This window comes from Saccharomonospora amisosensis (assembly GCF_011761185.1).
Classification (GTDB): Bacteria; Actinomycetota; Actinomycetes; order Mycobacteriales; family Pseudonocardiaceae; genus Saccharomonospora_A; species Saccharomonospora_A amisosensis.
Genome location: NZ_JAAOYM010000001.1, coordinates 2,641,083 through 2,655,778, shown reverse-complemented (window position 1 = coordinate 2,655,778; position 14,696 = coordinate 2,641,083). Strand labels below are relative to the sequence as shown.

The 14,696-nt window shown below is 70.2% G+C and carries 13 protein-coding genes; 10 read left to right on the top strand and 3 right to left on the bottom strand.

Annotated elements, in window-relative coordinates:
• Positions 1–17: 17 nt before the first annotated feature.
• Complete coding sequence (gene xylA / locus FHU38_RS12990) at positions 18–1,187, top strand: xylose isomerase (protein ID WP_167170780.1); 1,170 nt, start codon at positions 18–20, stop codon at positions 1,185–1,187.
• Between the two features lie 165 nt (positions 1,188–1,352).
• On the opposite strand, the gene FHU38_RS12985 is transcribed toward xylA, so the two are convergent.
• Positions 1,353–2,102, bottom strand: a complete 750-nt coding sequence (locus FHU38_RS12985) for an IclR family transcriptional regulator (protein WP_167170777.1) — start codon at positions 2,100–2,102, stop codon at positions 1,353–1,355.
• A gap of 41 nt (positions 2,103–2,143) precedes the next feature.
• Between FHU38_RS12985 and FHU38_RS12980 the strand changes: the two genes are divergently transcribed.
• On the top strand, positions 2,144–3,061 hold the full coding sequence (locus FHU38_RS12980; protein WP_167170774.1) for an acetaldehyde dehydrogenase (acetylating): 918 nt from the start codon (positions 2,144–2,146) through the stop codon (positions 3,059–3,061).
• Positions 3,058–4,083: a 4-hydroxy-2-oxovalerate aldolase gene (dmpG, locus tag FHU38_RS12975; protein WP_167170771.1), complete on the top strand. Its 1,026-nt coding sequence runs from the start codon at positions 3,058–3,060 to the stop codon at positions 4,081–4,083. Before FHU38_RS12980 ends, dmpG begins: the two co-directional genes overlap by 4 nt.
• Here the strand turns inward: dmpG and FHU38_RS12970 are convergent, their stop codons facing one another.
• Complete coding sequence (locus FHU38_RS12970) at positions 4,084–4,692, bottom strand: TetR/AcrR family transcriptional regulator (protein ID WP_167170768.1); 609 nt, start codon at positions 4,690–4,692, stop codon at positions 4,084–4,086. It abuts the gene before it with no gap.
• 57 nt (positions 4,693–4,749) lie between these two features.
• On the opposite strand from FHU38_RS12970, the gene FHU38_RS12965 reads away from it, so the two are divergent.
• From FHU38_RS12965 to cobA, 5 genes are all read left to right on the top strand, one after another.
• A complete protein-coding gene (locus FHU38_RS12965; RefSeq protein WP_167170765.1) occupies positions 4,750–5,670 on the top strand; it encodes an oxygenase MpaB family protein in 921 nt (306 codons plus the stop codon).
• A gap of 13 nt (positions 5,671–5,683) precedes the next feature.
• Positions 5,684–6,703: an LLM class F420-dependent oxidoreductase gene (locus tag FHU38_RS12960; RefSeq protein ID WP_167170762.1), complete on the top strand. Its 1,020-nt coding sequence runs from the start codon at positions 5,684–5,686 to the stop codon at positions 6,701–6,703.
• Positions 6,704–6,788: 85 nt separating this feature from the next.
• On the top strand, positions 6,789–8,123 hold the full coding sequence (locus FHU38_RS12955; RefSeq protein ID WP_167170759.1) for an MFS transporter: 1,335 nt from the start codon (positions 6,789–6,791) through the stop codon (positions 8,121–8,123).
• A 32-nt stretch (positions 8,124–8,155) separates the two neighbouring features.
• Positions 8,156–9,586 (top strand): pyridoxal phosphate-dependent decarboxylase family protein, encoded by a 1,431-nt coding sequence (locus tag FHU38_RS12950; protein ID WP_167176032.1) that lies wholly within the window; start codon positions 8,156–8,158, stop codon positions 9,584–9,586.
• A 100-nt stretch (positions 9,587–9,686) separates the two neighbouring features.
• Positions 9,687–10,940, top strand: coding sequence for a uroporphyrinogen-III C-methyltransferase (gene cobA, locus FHU38_RS12945; protein WP_167170756.1), 1,254 nt, complete (start codon positions 9,687–9,689; stop codon positions 10,938–10,940).
• On the opposite strand, the gene FHU38_RS12940 is transcribed toward cobA, so the two are convergent.
• Positions 10,876–11,769 (bottom strand): alpha/beta fold hydrolase, encoded by an 894-nt coding sequence (locus FHU38_RS12940; protein ID WP_167170754.1) that lies wholly within the window; start codon positions 11,767–11,769, stop codon positions 10,876–10,878. The two genes, cobA and FHU38_RS12940, sit on opposite strands and share 65 nt — an antisense overlap.
• A gap of 56 nt (positions 11,770–11,825) precedes the next feature.
• Between FHU38_RS12940 and FHU38_RS12935 the strand changes: the two genes are divergently transcribed.
• Positions 11,826–12,698 carry a crotonase/enoyl-CoA hydratase family protein gene (locus FHU38_RS12935; RefSeq protein ID WP_208415660.1) on the top strand — a complete coding sequence of 291 codons (873 nt, stop codon included), beginning with the start codon at positions 11,826–11,828 and terminating at the stop codon, positions 12,696–12,698.
• Between the two features lie 134 nt (positions 12,699–12,832).
• Positions 12,833–14,548: an AMP-binding protein gene (locus FHU38_RS12930; RefSeq protein WP_167170751.1), complete on the top strand. Its 1,716-nt coding sequence runs from the start codon at positions 12,833–12,835 to the stop codon at positions 14,546–14,548.
• The last annotated feature ends 148 nt before the right edge of the window (positions 14,549–14,696 follow it).

The following is a 14,696-nucleotide window of genomic DNA, read 5'->3' as shown; positions in this document are numbered from 1 at the left end:
TGATCGTGGAGGACACCGTGGCCGTACAGCCGGTTGCCGGAGACAAGTTCAGCTTCGGCCTGTGGACGGTCGGCTGGCGCGCGATCGACCCGTTCGGCGAGGCCACGCGCCCACCGCTGGACGCGGTCGAAGCCGTGAACCGGTTCGCCGAACTGGGGGCGTGGGGCGTGACCTTCCACGACGACGACCTGATGCCGTTCGGCAGCGAGGATTCCGAGCGGCAGCGGCGCATCCAGCGGTTCCGTGCGGCGTTGGATGCCACCGGGCTCGTGGTGCCCATGGCTACCACGAACCTGTTCGCGCACCCGGTTTTCAAGGACGGGGCACTCACCAGCAACGACCGCGAGATCCGCAGGTTCGCGCTGCGCAAGGTGATGCGCAACATGGACCTCGCCGCCGAACTCGGCGCCACCACCTACGTGTTGTGGGGCGGGCGCGAGGGATCGGAGACCGACGCCGCCAAGGACGTGCGCGCAGCGCTGGACCGTTACCGCGAGGGTATCGACACCCTCGCGCGGTATGTGATCGAGCAGGGCTACCAGCTGCGGCTGGCGCTGGAACCGAAGCCGAACGAGCCGCGCGGTGACATCTTCCTGCCCACCGTCGGGCACGCGCTGGCGTTCATCTCCACGCTGGAGCACCACGAGCTGGTCGGTCTCAATCCCGAGGTCGGACACGAGCAGATGGCCGGGCTGAACTTCGTGCACGGCATCGGGCAGGCGCTGTGGCAGGGCAAGCTGTTCCACATCGACCTCAACGGTCAGCGCGGTCCCCGCTACGACCAGGACCTGATCTTCGGTCATGGCGACGTGCTCTCGGCGTTCTTCCTCGTCGATCTGCTCGAACACGGCGGGTACGAGGGTCCGAGACATTTCGACTTCAAGCCCCCCCGCACCGAGGACATCGACGGTGTGTGGGCGAGTGCCGCCGCCAACATGCGCTCCTACCTGTTGCTGCGGGAGCGGGCGAGGGCGTTTCGGGCCGACCCTAGGGTGCGGGAGGCGCTGGAGGCCTCGCGGGTGCCGCAGCTTTCGGTGCCCACGCTGGCCGAGGGGGAGACCGTCGCCGACCTGCGCGCCGACAGGGCGGCCTTCGAGGACTTCGATCCCGACGCCGCCGCCCGACGAGGCTACGGTTACGCGGCGCTGTCGCAGCTGGCCTTCGAACACCTCCTCGGCGAGGCCTGACCCGCGAGTCCCCCGCCCACGCCCGCGAGTTCTGCGTTCACGCCCGCGAGTTCTGCGGTCTCGCCCGAGAACGTGCCGGTCTGCCATCACGCCGTACGACCTGCCGGAGCGGGGAACTCGCGGTCCGGAGTGGGGGACTCGCGGTCCGGAGTGGGGGACTCGCGGTCAGTGGAGCGTGCGGGAGATGGTGAGGGCGGCGGTGCGCACGGCCGGAGCCACCCGGTCCAGCCGCATCCGGTTCGTCCAGCCCGAGATGGAGACCGCCGCCACCGCCGCCCCGCCTGGGGCGAGCAGCGGGCTCGCGACGCACACCACGCCGACGCCCGACTCCTCGCGGTCGTAGGCGAGGCAGTCCTCGCGAACGCTGGCCAGTTGGCGCCGAAGCAACCCCGGAGCAGCGATCGTGCGCCTGCTGACCCTTGCCAGCCCAGCCGCGATCACATTGTCCACAACGGACTCGGGGGAGTGGGCGAGGATCGCCTTGCCAACGGCCGTGGCGTGAGCCGGGAACCGGCCACCGACCCGCGAGGGCAGCGTCGGCGCGTCGGGCCCCCGCAGGATGTCGAGATAGACCACCTCGGTGCCCTCCAGTACGGCCAGGTGCACGGTGTTGCGCGTGGCCTCCCGCAGATCGGCCAGGTAGGGGCGGGCAGCGTCCACGAGGCCACGCTGCCGGGTCGCGAGCTGCCCGATCTCGAACAGCTTCAGCCCGAGCCGCACACCGCCGCCCTCGCGCTCGAGCAGCCCGCCCGCCAGCAGTTGCGTGGTGAGGCGGTGCACGCTGGATTTCGACACACCGGTCCTGCGGGACAACTCCGATACGCCGAGCGCCTCGTCACCGGGCCGGAACGCGGTGAGCAGTGCGGTCAGCCGGGCCGCCGTCGATGCGGCTTCGTTCCGGTCAGCGGGACACATACGTTGATAATGCCGTACCTCGGGGAGCAGCGTCTTGCACCATGAGCGAATCGGCAGCGGTGGCCGCCATCGTCGGCCCCGGCAACATCGGCACCGACCTGCTCGCCAAGCTGCGTCGCAGCGAGCGGATCGACGTGCGCTACATGGTCGGCATCGACCCCGACTCCGACGGGCTGCGCCGGGCCCGCGAGCTGGGTGTCGAGGCTTCGGCGGAGGGCGTCGACTGGCTGCTGTCCCAGCAGGTGCGACCGGACCTGGTGTTCGAGGCGACGTCGGCGAGAGCGCACCTGGCCAGCGCGCCGCGCTACGCCGAGGCGGGCATGCAGGCGATCGACCTCACGCCCGCGGCGGTGGGTCCGTTCACCTGCCCCGTGGTGAACCTGCCCGACCAGCTCGACGCGCCCAACCTCAACCTGATCACCTGCGGCGGCCAGGCCACCATCCCGATGGTGCACGCGGTCAGCAGGATCACCCCGGTGCCCTACGCCGAGATCGTCGCCTCGGTGTCCTCGCGTTCGGCTGGTCCCGGTACCCGTGCCAACATCGACGAGTTCACCCAGACCACCGCGCGTGGTCTGGAGATCGTCGGTGGCGCCGACAAGGGCAAGGCGATCATCATCATCAACCCGATGGAACCGCCGATGATCATGCGGGACACCGTGTTCTGCGCTATCGACCCCGACGCCGACCGTGACGCCGTCGCCGAATCGGTACACCGCATGGTCGCCGACGTGCAGACCTACGTGCCCGGCTACCGGCTCACCGCCGACCCGCAGTTCGACGACCCGAGGCCGGAGTGGAACGGAATGGCGAGGGTCGCGATGTTCCTCGAGGTCGAGGGCAACGGCGACTACCTACCGCCCTACGCGGGCAACCTGGACATCATCACCGCCGCGGCGGCCAAGGTCGGCGAGTTGCTCGCCGAGCGCATCGTGGACAGCAGGGGAGTGCGAGCATGAGCGAGCGGGTACGGCTGGTCGACACCACGCTGCGCGACGGCAGCCACGCGATGGCGCATCAGTTCACCGAGGCGAACGTGCGCGACACCGTGCGCGCGCTGGACACCGCGGGCGTCTCACTGATCGAGGTGACCCACGGCGACGGCCTCGGCGGGTCCACCTTCAACTACGGCTTCTCCAAAGTGGACGAGCGAGTGCTGATCGCCGCCGCCGTCGAGGAGGCCAGAAGCGCCACGATCGCGGTGCTGCTGCTGCCGGGGCTGGGCACCGTCACCGACATGAAGGCCGCCGCCGACCTCGGCGCGGGAGCCGTGCGCATCGCCACCCACTGCACCGAGGCGGACGTGTCCATCCAGCACTTCGGAGAGGCGCGCAAGCTCGGGCTTGAGACGGTGGGCTTTCTGATGCTGGCGCACATGTCCACCCCGGAGGAGCTGGCCAAGCAGGCCCGCATCATGGTGGACGCCGGCTGTGAGTGCGTGTACGTGGTGGACTCGGCGGGAGCGCTGATCCTGGAGGACGCCTCCGACCGGGTGGCCGCTCTGGTCGCGGAGGTGGGCGACAGCGCACAGGTCGGCTACCACGGGCACCAGAACCTCAGCTTCGGTGTCGCCAACTCCGTGCTGGCCTACCGCGCGGGAGCCAGGCAGATCGACGGCTCGCTGGCCGCGCTGGGCGCCGGGGCGGGCAACTCGCCCACCGAGGTGCTGGCCGCGACGTTCGAGCGGCTCGGCGTGCGGACCGGTGTGGACAAGGACGTGCTCATGGAGGCCGCCGAGAACGTCGTCAAGCCCTACATCACCCGGCTTCCCGTCATGGACCGCTCGTCGATCGTGCAGGGTTTCGCCGGGGTCTACTCCAGCTTCCTGCTGCACGCCGAACGCGCCGAGCAGCGCTACGGGGTGCCCGCGCACGAGATCCTGTACGAGGTGGGCAGGCGCCGCTACGTCGGCGGGCAGGAAGACATGATCATCGACATCGCGCTGCGGCTGGCAGAGCGCGGCGACGGGGCGGGTGAGTGATCAGGAGTGCAGCGCGTTGGCGCCCAGCACGAGGCGCACGCAATGGGCGATGAGGCGCTGCCTGCTGACGTCGAGCGTGCCCGCGAGGTAGCCGATGAACAGGTTGGCGAGCCCACCCACCAGTGCCGTCGCGGTCATGGCGCGGTCACGCTCGTCGACCCGGTCGGACAGTTGCTCGCGCACCAGTTCGGCGAACATCGGCAGCCGCTGGCTGCCGTATCGGCTCAGTGCCGGGTCGGCCAGTGGCGCGAGCAGCAGCACCCGGCCCTTGCGCGGGTCGTCCAGGATCAGCGTGACGAATGCCGTGACGGCCGCCTCGGCGCGCGTGGCCGGTGTCGGTTCCGCCGAGGTGACCGCCGCCACGAGCGCATGGTGGGCTTGCCCGACCACGTCGTCGTAGACGGCGAGGATGAACTCGTCGCGGTCGGCGAAATTCTCGTAGAAGTAGCGCTCGGTGAGTTTGGCCTGCCTGCACGCGGCCCGCACGCTCACCGCACCGCTGTCGCCCGTGCCGAGCAGCTGGACGCCGACGTCGAGGAACCGTCGCCGCCGCGCCGCCTTGCGATCCGCCAGCGTGGTGCCTGCCCAGGTTCTCTCGGTTCCCGACATGCGCCCACCCTAAGCGAGACAATTGACTACGGTCGTTGTCAATCATAGCCTGAGCTCATGACGACCGCCGAACCTCTCGGACCCGACTCGCTGACCTGGCGCATCTTCGGTGACTGGCGTGGCTTGCTTATCGCGCTGTGGGCGGGATCCATGCAGAACATGCACCCCGAACTCGGTGCGGGTGTGGAGCAGCACTCGAAGTTCTTCGACGAGCGCTGGCAGCGGTTGTACCGCTCGCTCTACCCGATCGGTGGCGTGATCTACGACGGGCCACGCGCGCAACGCACGGCCGTGCAGGTGCGCGGGTACCACGACACCATCAAGGGAGTGGACTCGCGTGGCCGTCGCTACCACGCGCTCAACCCGGGCACCTTCTACTGGGCACACGCCACCTTCTTCGTGAGCACACTGCTCATCGCGGAGCACTTCATGGGCGAGCTCACCGAAGCGCAGCGGCGCAAGCTGTTCGACGAACACGTCCAGTGGTACCGGTTGTACGGCATGAGCATGCGTCCGGTGCCGAAGACGTGGGAGGACTTCCAGCGGTACTGGCACCACATGTGCACCGAGGTGCTCGAGGACAACAAGGCCACCCGCGACGTGCTCGACATCTCCCGCATCGCCAAGCCACCAGCGCTGCGGCAGCTGCCCGAGGCGCTGTGGAAGCTGCTGCGCGTGCCGGTCGCGAAGGGGTTCGTGTGGCTGACCGTCGGCATGTACGACCAGCCGGTGCGCGACCTGCTCGGCTACCGCTGGTCGAGCCGCGATGCTCGGCTGCACCGGCTCGTCGGCCGCGCCATCAACGCCGCGTTCACCCTGGTGCCGTTCGAGCGGCGTTATCATCCCCGGGCCAGGGCGGGCTGGCGCCGCGCGTTCGGCAAGGACCCCGCAGACGCACCACTGGTCGAGACCCCGGCCAGGAACCTGCCTCCCGTGCCCGAACGGGACTGGCCGACGCATTACTCACCCGCCGTGTGAAGGGAAGGCAAGCGTGAAACTCGGCTACCACATCGGATACTGGTCCTCCGGCCCGCCGGAGGGTGCGGTCGAGGCCATCCGGACAGCGGAGGAGCTGGGCTTCGACTCGGTGTGGACTGCCGAGGGCTACGGCTCCGACGCGCTGACGCCGCTGGCCTGGTGGGGAGCGGCGACCTCGCGCATCAAGCTGGGCACCAACATCGTGCAGATGTCGGCACGCACCCCCACGGCCACCGCGATGGCGGCGATGACGCTGGACCACCTCAGTGGCGGCCGGTTCGTGCTCGGACTCGGCGCGTCGGGGCCGCAGGTGGTGGAGGGCTGGTACGGCCAGCCCTATCCCAAGCCGCTGGCGCGCACCCGCGAGTACGTCGAGATCGTGCGCAAGGTCGTGGCCAGGGAGCAACCCGTCACCCACGACGGCCGCTTCTACCAACTGCCGCTGCGGGACGGCACCGGGCTCGGCAAGCCGCTGAAGGCCACCGTGCACCCGCTGCGCGGGCACATCCCGATCTACCTCGCGGCGGAGGGGCCGAAGAACGTCGCGCTGTCGGCGGAGATCTGTGACGGCTGGCTGCCGCTGTTCTTCTCTCCCAAGAGCGACGACTTCTACCGCGGTGCGTTGCGGGAGGGGTTCGCCCGCCGCGGTGAGCAGCCCGCCGACTTCGAGGTCGCCGCCTCGGTGCCGGTGATCGTGCACGACGACGTCGAGCAGGCCGCCGACCTCATCCGCCCGGCACTGGCGCTCTACATCGGCGGCATGGGTGCGAAGACGATGAACTTCCACCACGACGTCTTCGCCAGGATGGGCTACGAGGACGTGGCGGACAAGGTCCAGGAGCTGTACCTGGGCGGCAACAAGGCCGAGGCCGCCGCCGCGATCCCCACCAGCCTGATCGAGGACACCTCGCTGATCGGTCCACCCGCCAAGATCCGCGAGGAGCTGGCGGCCTGGGAGGAGTCCGTGGTCACCACCCTGCTGCTGCGCGGGGACGCCGCCATGCTGCGCAAGGTCGCCGACGTCCTTTCCTGATCCGGTGAGGATGGCGGGGTGGCTACCGCCGTGGGGGACAATAGTGCCACTATTCCCCCAATCGAACGATCACTGGGGGAGGGCCATGTCCACGCCGTCCACGCTGGGCACACGAACGCGGCTTGGCTACTCGCTCGGATCGTTCGTCACCGGTGCCTTCGGCACCGTGCCTGGCCTGCTGCTGTTGCCGTACCTGACCGACACGATGGCGGTCCCCGCCGCGGCGGCGGGGGCGATCGTGCTGCTGCCCAAGGCATGGGACGTGTTGTTCAACCCGATCGCGGGCCGCATCTCCGACGCCGACCTACTACGCAAGGGAAGCAGGCGCCGTTCGGTACTCGCGGGCGGCCTCGCGCTGGCCGTGGCGTTCGCGGCACTGTTCGCCCATCCCGGCTTCGGCAGCGTGGCCGCGGACGCCGCCTATGTGGTGGTGGCGTTCTTCCTCTGCGCCACCGCGTTCGCGTTCTTCCAGGTGCCGTTCAACGCACTACCCGCCGAGTTGACCGAGGGCTATCACGAACGCACCCGGCTGACCACCTGGCGCATCGCCGTGCTCGCACTGGCGATCCTGGTGTCGGGCGCGGTCGCGCCCGCCATCGCCAGCGGCGTCGGTGGGGTCGGCGGCTACCGGGCGATGGGCGGGTTCGTCGCCGTGCTCATCGTCGCCGGAACCCTCAGTGTCTACTTCGGTATCCGGCGCGCCCCCGTCGGCAGGCTGCGTGCACCCACCCCCACCTGGCGGGCACTGCTCGCCACCATGCGGGCGTGGCGGTCGTTTCGCTGGCTGCTCGCCGTCTACTTCGTGCAGGCGCTCGGCGTGGCCACGCTGCTGGCCGGGGTGAGCTACCTGGCCCGCTTCGTGCTCGGTGACGCCGACCTGCAGTCGCTGCTGTTCGCCGGGTTCGTCGCGCCCGCGCTGCTGGTGATGCCGGTGTGGGACCGCATAGGCCGCTCCGGCGGCAAACTCGCCGGGTTCCGCGTGGCCTCGGCCCTGTTCGCGGCTGCGCTCGTCGGACTGGTGTTCGCCGGGACGCTGCCGCTGGCCGTGGTGTTCGGCTTCGTCGCGCTGGCGGGGGTCGGCTACGCGGGAATCCAGGTCTTCCCACTGGCCATCCTGCCCGACCTCATCACGGCCGAGGAGGAACGCACCGGTGCCACCAGGGCGGGCGTGACCGCCGGGGTATGGACGGCGGCCGAAACGCTCGGGCTGGCACTGGGCCCCGGCATGTTCGGCCTCGTGCTGGCCGCTGGGGGTTACGTATCGAGTTCGGAGGGCACGGTGACACAACCCGACAGCGCACTCACCGCGATCACGCTGGGGTTCTCGGCGTTGCCCGCGGTGCTGATCGCAGCGGGAATCCCGTTGTTGCGGCGCAGCGTGCTCGACGCCGGGCCGCGAAAGGCGGAGGCAACAGCGTGAGCGAGGGCATGAGCGAGGGCATGAGTGACGGCGTGAGCATCGACGACGTGCTGGCCGAGCTTCGGGCGCTGCGGGAAAGCGACCTGCCGACCCACGGTGGGCGCACGCTCGCCTACGTCTACGACAGCGGCCTCGCCGAGGTCGGCGAGCTCGGCCAGCGCGCGCACGCGCTGGCGTCCTCGGCCAACGGGCTCGATCCGACCGCGTTTCCCAGCCTGCTGCGGATGGAGAACGACCTCGTGGCCACGGCCGCGCGACTGCTGGGCGGAGACGAGCGCACGGTCGGCTCGGTCACCTCCGGCGGCACCGAGTCCTGCATGCTCGCGGTACTGGCCGCCCGCGAAGGCGCCAAGCAGCGCACGAGTACACCGAACATCGTGCTGCCCAGCACGGCGCACGCGGCGTTTCGCAAGGCCGCGCACCTGTTCGGGCTGCGCGCGGTGCACGTCGCGGTGGACGAGAAGACCTTCCGTGCCGACCCTGCGGCGATGGCCGCCGCCATCGACGACGACACGGTGCTCGTCGTGGCGAGCGCACCCTCCTACGCGCACGGCGTGGTGGACCCGATTCCGGAGATCGCCGCCGAAGCGGCCCGACGCGGCGTGCGTATGCACGTCGACGCGTGCATCGGCGGCTGGGTGCTGCCGTACCTGCGCCGCCTCGGCGACGAGGTGCCCCCGTTCGATCTCGCGGTGGAAGGGGTCACCAGCCTCTCGGTGGACCTGCACAAGTACGCCTACTGCCCCAAGGGCGCCTCGGTGCTGCTGCACGCCGACGCCCAACTGCGCGGCGGACACTACTTCGCCAGCGCCGACTGGCCCGGCTACACGATGCTCAACACCACGCTGCAATCCACCCGTTCCGGCGGACCGCTCGCTGCGGCATGGGCCGTGGTGCGCTACCTCGGCGACGACGGATACCTGCGGCTGGCACGCGACACCCGCGCCGCGATGGAGCGGATCAAAACCGGCATCGCCGACATCGAGGGCCTGCGCGTGCTGGGCTCGCCCAACGCCACCCTGCTGGCCGTGACCAGCGAGGACGGCGCCGACTTCGACCTGTTCACCGTCGCCGACAAGATGGCGCGACGCGGCTGGTACGTGCAGCCGCAGTTCGGTCACGGCTCCTCTCCGGTGAACCTGCACCTGACGATCACGGCCGCCAACCACGGCGACGAGGACGGCTTCCTCACCGACCTCGCCGACGCGGTGGCGGCGGCACGCGAGGCGGGTCCCGTGGTGGTGGCCGAGGAGATGCGGACCCTGATCGCCGCCCTCGACCCGGACACGCTGACCGCCGAGCAGTTCGAGGGGCTGCTGCGGGCCGCGGGGCTCGACGTCGCGGGCGGGCTTCCGGACCGCATGGCGCAGGTCAACGCCCTGCTGGAGGCCGCGCCTGCCCGGCTGCGGGAGCGGGTGTTGCTGGAGTTCCTCGGGCTGCTCTACCGCCCGCACCGCGGGTAACCACGCGGGCCGATCGCCGGGCCGCGCGCCCGTTGTGATGTTGGCGGCACATCGACCGGCCGGGCACGGGCGGGGCGGGTGCTGACGGCATGCTTGGCGCATGCCTCAGGAGCAGCACTACCTCGCCGGGCTGGACCTCGCTGGACGCAAGGTCGTCGTGGTCGGCGGCGGCAGCGTCGCGCAGCGCAGGCTGCCACGTCTGGTTCGCGCCGGTGCCGCTGTGGAGGTCGTCTCACCGCACACCACCGCGTCGGTGGGCGCCATGGCCGACGCGGGGGAGCTCACCTGGCACCGGCGCCGCTATGCCGAAGGCGACCTCGACGGTGCGTGGTATGCGATGGCCTGCACCGATGACGCCGCCGTGAACGCCGCCGTGTGCCAGGACGCGGAGCGGGCCAGGGTGTTCTGCGTGCGCGCTGACGCCGGTGTCGAAGGCAGCGCGGTCACCCCGGCGACGGGTGAGCACGACGGGCTGCTCCTCGGTGTCCTCTCCGGTGGTAACCCGCACCGCTCCTCGGCGGTGCGGGACGGCCTGCTCGACGCGCTGCGCGGCGGCACCGTCGCCGATCCCGGAGAGGACAGCCTGCCCGGGGACGGCCGTTCACGGCCGGGAGTGGCGCTGGTTGGCGGCGGGCCCGGTGACCCCGAACTGATCACCGTTCGCGGGCGCAGACTGCTGGCCAGGGCCGACGTCGTGGTCGTTGACCGGCTCGCACCGCGCGAACTGCTCGACGAGCTGCCACCGCACGCGGAGGTGGTGGACGCCGCGAAGATCCCCTACGGCCGCGCGGCCAGCCAGGACGTCATCAACCGCGTGCTGGTCGAACGCGCACTGGCGGGCAAGTTCGTCGTGCGGCTCAAGGGCGGCGACCCCTACGTGTTCGGCCGTGGCTTCGAGGAGGTGCTGGCATGCGCGGAGGTGGGCGTTCCTGTGACCGTCGTACCCGGCATCACCAGTGCGTTCGCCGTTCCCGCCGTGGCCGACGTGCCGGTGACCCATCGCGGCGTGGCGCACGAGGTTGTGGTGGTGTCCGGTCACGTCCCGCCAGGGCACGAGCAGAGCCTCGTGGACTGGGAAGCGCTTGGCCGCATGCGCGGCACCATCGTGCTGATGATGGGGGTGGAGCGCATCGAGTTGTTCGCCGAGGCGCTCGTGTCGGCGGGCAGGCCCGACAACACGCCGGTGGTCATGGTCGCCGACGGCACGCTGCGCACGCAGCAGGTGGTCCGTTCCACGCTGCGCGGTATCGCGGCCGACGCGGCCGACGCGGGCATCCGGCCACCCGCGGTCACCGTGATCGGGCCGGTCGCCGGCCTGCTGGGCGACGATGGCAGCGGCAGGCGAAATCCTTGATGGTGTCGGTCAGCCTCGTCGGTTGCAGGCGCAGTTCGACAGGGCTGCGCGCCTGGACGAACTCGGCGTCCGGCAGGTCGGCGGCGAGTGTGTCGGCGTCGCCGAACGGATGCACGGGATCACGCTGGTGACCGATCACCAGTGTCGGTGTCCGGATCCGCCCCCGGATCTCCTTGGGCGGTGCGATGCGGCCGAAGAACACCCCGTGCAGCAGCGCCGCCATCGCGGCGGGCCGCTGGTCGAGCGTGTCGGTGACGACATCGACCCACTGGTTACCGTGCGGCACCCGGCGCGCGGCAGCGCCGACGGCCCGCACGGTGAACGGCAGGAACCGGGCCGCGAACAGCAGCGGGCCGAACGTGAGCAGGCCCGCCACCAGCGCGTTGTCAAGCACTGGCATCTCGATCAGCAGGCCTAGTACCCGGTCGGGCGCCTCGATGGCCACCTCGAGCGCCACGTTGGCGCCCAGCGAGGTACCGCCGACCACCGCACGCTCCACCCCCAGGTGGTCCAGCAACGCCAGGGTCTGCCCTGCGAACGCGGGCATCGAGTACGACCACGACTCCTCAGGCCGGTCGGAGTCGCCGTGCCCGAGCAGGTCGAGCGTGACGACCCGGTAGCCGGCCGCCGCGAGTTCCCTGGCCAGCGGTGCGTGCATGCGGCGGGTGAACATGATCCCGTGCGTGAGCACTATCACCTCGTCGCCGTAGCCGTACTCGGTGTAGGCCAGCCGGTGGCCGAGGTGCTCGAACGACCCGGCCAGCTCCAACGGTGGCGTGTTGCCTCGCCGAGGTGGGGGCGCGAAATCGATGGCGGGGACGGTACTCATGTGGTCAGGCTAACGTGGCTGGCTGGCTGCCAACGCCGTACGCGAGGATGTGAACCATGACGGAAAGCCAGCCTGCGGGAGCGCAGAGCCCGCGATCAGTCGCCGACCTGCCCGCTCTCGTCTCGCTCGGCGTGGAGCGCAGCGGCCGTGTCGCGGAGGTAACGCTGCTCGGCCCCAACAAGGGAAACGCCATGGGGCCGGACTTCTGGCGCGAGCTGCCGCTGGTGTTCGGCGCGCTGGACGCCGACCCCGAGGTGCGGGCCATCGTGCTCACCGGCAGCGGGAAGCACTTCTCCTACGGACTCGACCTGCCCGCGATGATGCCGTCGTGGTCGGAGTACCTCTCCGGGGAGGCACTGGCGAGGGCGAGACTGGGGCTGCTCGACGAGATCCGCAGGCTGCAGGACTCGGTGACCTCGATCGCGGCCACCCGCAAGCCGGTGATCGCGGCGGTGTCCGGGTGGTGCGTTGGCGGCGGTGTCGATGTGATCAGCGCCGCGGACATCCGGCTCGCCAGCGCGGAGGCGAAGTTCAGCGTGCGCGAGGTCAAGGTCGCCATCGTCGCCGACGTCGGAAGCCTGCAGCGGCTCGCTTCCATCATCGGTGAGGGCCACCTGCGTGAGCTCGCGTTCACCGGCAAGGACATCGACGCCGCCCGCGCCGAGAAGATCGGGCTCGTCAACGACGTCTACCCCGACCCAGACACCGTACTGGCCGCGGCGCGGGAGCTGGCGGCCGAGATCGCCGCCAACCCGCCGCTGGTCGTGCAGGGTGTGAAGGAAGTCCTTTCGGTCAACACCGAGGAGCGGGTGCGTGCCGGGCTGCGCTACGTGTCGGCATGGAACGCGGCGTTCCTGCCGAGCAAGGACCTCGGCGAGGCGGTGCAGGCCTTCGTGCAGCGGCGCGAACCGGACTTCACCGGCGAGTGACCACCGGCGCCCGTGCGGGCGAGGTCTCCAGGCGGAGGTGACGCGCTCGGCACGTGGCGGCGACGATGGGCACACCGAAAAGGGGCACGCCGACAAGTGCATGCCGAGCAGGTAGCAGACGCAGGGAGAGCATCGTGGGCAACGACGCCGACGCGGCGGTTCACCGGCGGTTCCGGGAAGCAAGGGACTACCTCCTTCACAACCGTGAGGACTACGCCACCGCGTACGCGAACTTCGAATGGCCGAGGTTCACCGAGTTCAACTGGGCGCTGGACTGGTTCGACCAGATCGCTGCCGACCCGGCCAACGAAAGCCGCTACGCGTTGTGGATCGTCGAGGAGGACGGCTCGCAGGGCCGGTGGACCTTCCCCGAGCTGTCGCGAAGGTCGAGTCAGGTGGCGAACTGGCTGCGGCAGCGCGGGGTTCGGCGCGGCGACCGCCTCATCCTGATGCTTGGCAACCAGGTCGAGCTGTGGGAAACGATCCTGGCCGCGGCCAAGCTGGGTGCTGTCATCATCCCCGCATCGACGTTGCTCGGTCCGGCCGACCTGCGCGACCGGGTCGACCGCGGCGACGCGCGGCACGTCGTGATCCGCTCGGCGGACACCGAGAAGTTCGCCGAGGTGCCCGGTAACTACACGCGCACCGCCGTGGGCGAGCCGGTTTCCGGTTGGCATTCCTTCGCCGAGGCCTACTCCGCCGACGCCGCGTTCACCCCGGACGGGCCGACCGGCGCGGACGATCCGCTGCTGCTGTACTTCACCTCAGGCACCACCGCGAAGCCGAAGCTGGTGCAGCACACCCACGTGTCCTACCCCGTTGGACATCTGTCGACGATGTACTGGCTGGGACTGGAGCCCGGTGACGTACACCTGAACATCTCCTCGCCGGGCTGGGCCAAACACGCGTGGAGCAACGTGTTCGCGCCCTGGAACGCCGAGGCCACGGTGTTCCTCTACAACTACACCCGGTTCGACGCCGACGCGCTGATGGCGCAACTGGACCGATGTGGAGTCACCAGCTTCTGCGCGCCGCCGACCGTGTGGCGCATGCTCATCCAGGCCGACCTGTCGGCGTTGCGCAAGCCGCCGACGAAGGTCGTCGGGGCGGGGGAGCCGCTCAACCCCGAGGTGATCGAGCAGGTTCGCAAGTCCTGGGGGGTGACGATCCGGGACGGCTTCGGGCAGACCGAGACCAGCGTGCAGATCGCGAACACCCCGGGGCAGCCTGTGAAGCCGGGGTCGATGGGCCGCGCGGTACCGGGGTTTCGGGTGGTGCTGCTCGACCCGGTCAGCGGCGAACCCTCCTCGGAGGGCGAGATCTGTCTGGACCTCACGCACCGGCCGGTGGGGCTGATGGCAGGCTACGCCGACGACGACGAGCGCACCGCCACGGCGTTCGCGGGCGGGCACTACCACACCGGTGACGTCGGCTCGATCGATGAGAACGGCTACATCACCTACGTCGGCCGCACCGACGACGTGTTCAAGGCCTCCGACTACCGCATCTCGCCCTTCGAACTGGAGAGCGTGCTGCTGGAGCACCCCGCGGTGGCCGAGGCCGCCGTGGTGCCCTCGCCCGACCCGATCCGGCTGGCGGTCCCCAAGGCCTACGTCGTGCTCGCAGCCGGGCACGAGCCCAGTGCCGAGACCGCGGAGGCGGTTCTGCGGTTCTGCAGGGAGAACCTCGCCCCCTACAAGCGCATCCGCAGGCTGCAGTTCGCCGACCTGCCCAAGACGATCTCCGGCAAGATCCGCAGGGTGGAGCTTCGTGGCAGGGAGAACGAGGCAGCCGACGGCAGGCAGCAGGGGGAGTACCGCGAGGAGGACTTCCCCGGTCTGAAGTCCTGAGCCGCGCACCGATTCGAGTTACTCAGCGTAATGGCCGGCCCGGTCGGCGACCCTTCTACTGTGGACGGTCGACCCGGCAGGGTCCGGCGCGGACCGCGGCTGCGTGGTGGCAGAATCACCTTCGAGCTAACGGATCGCGCCCTGCGGC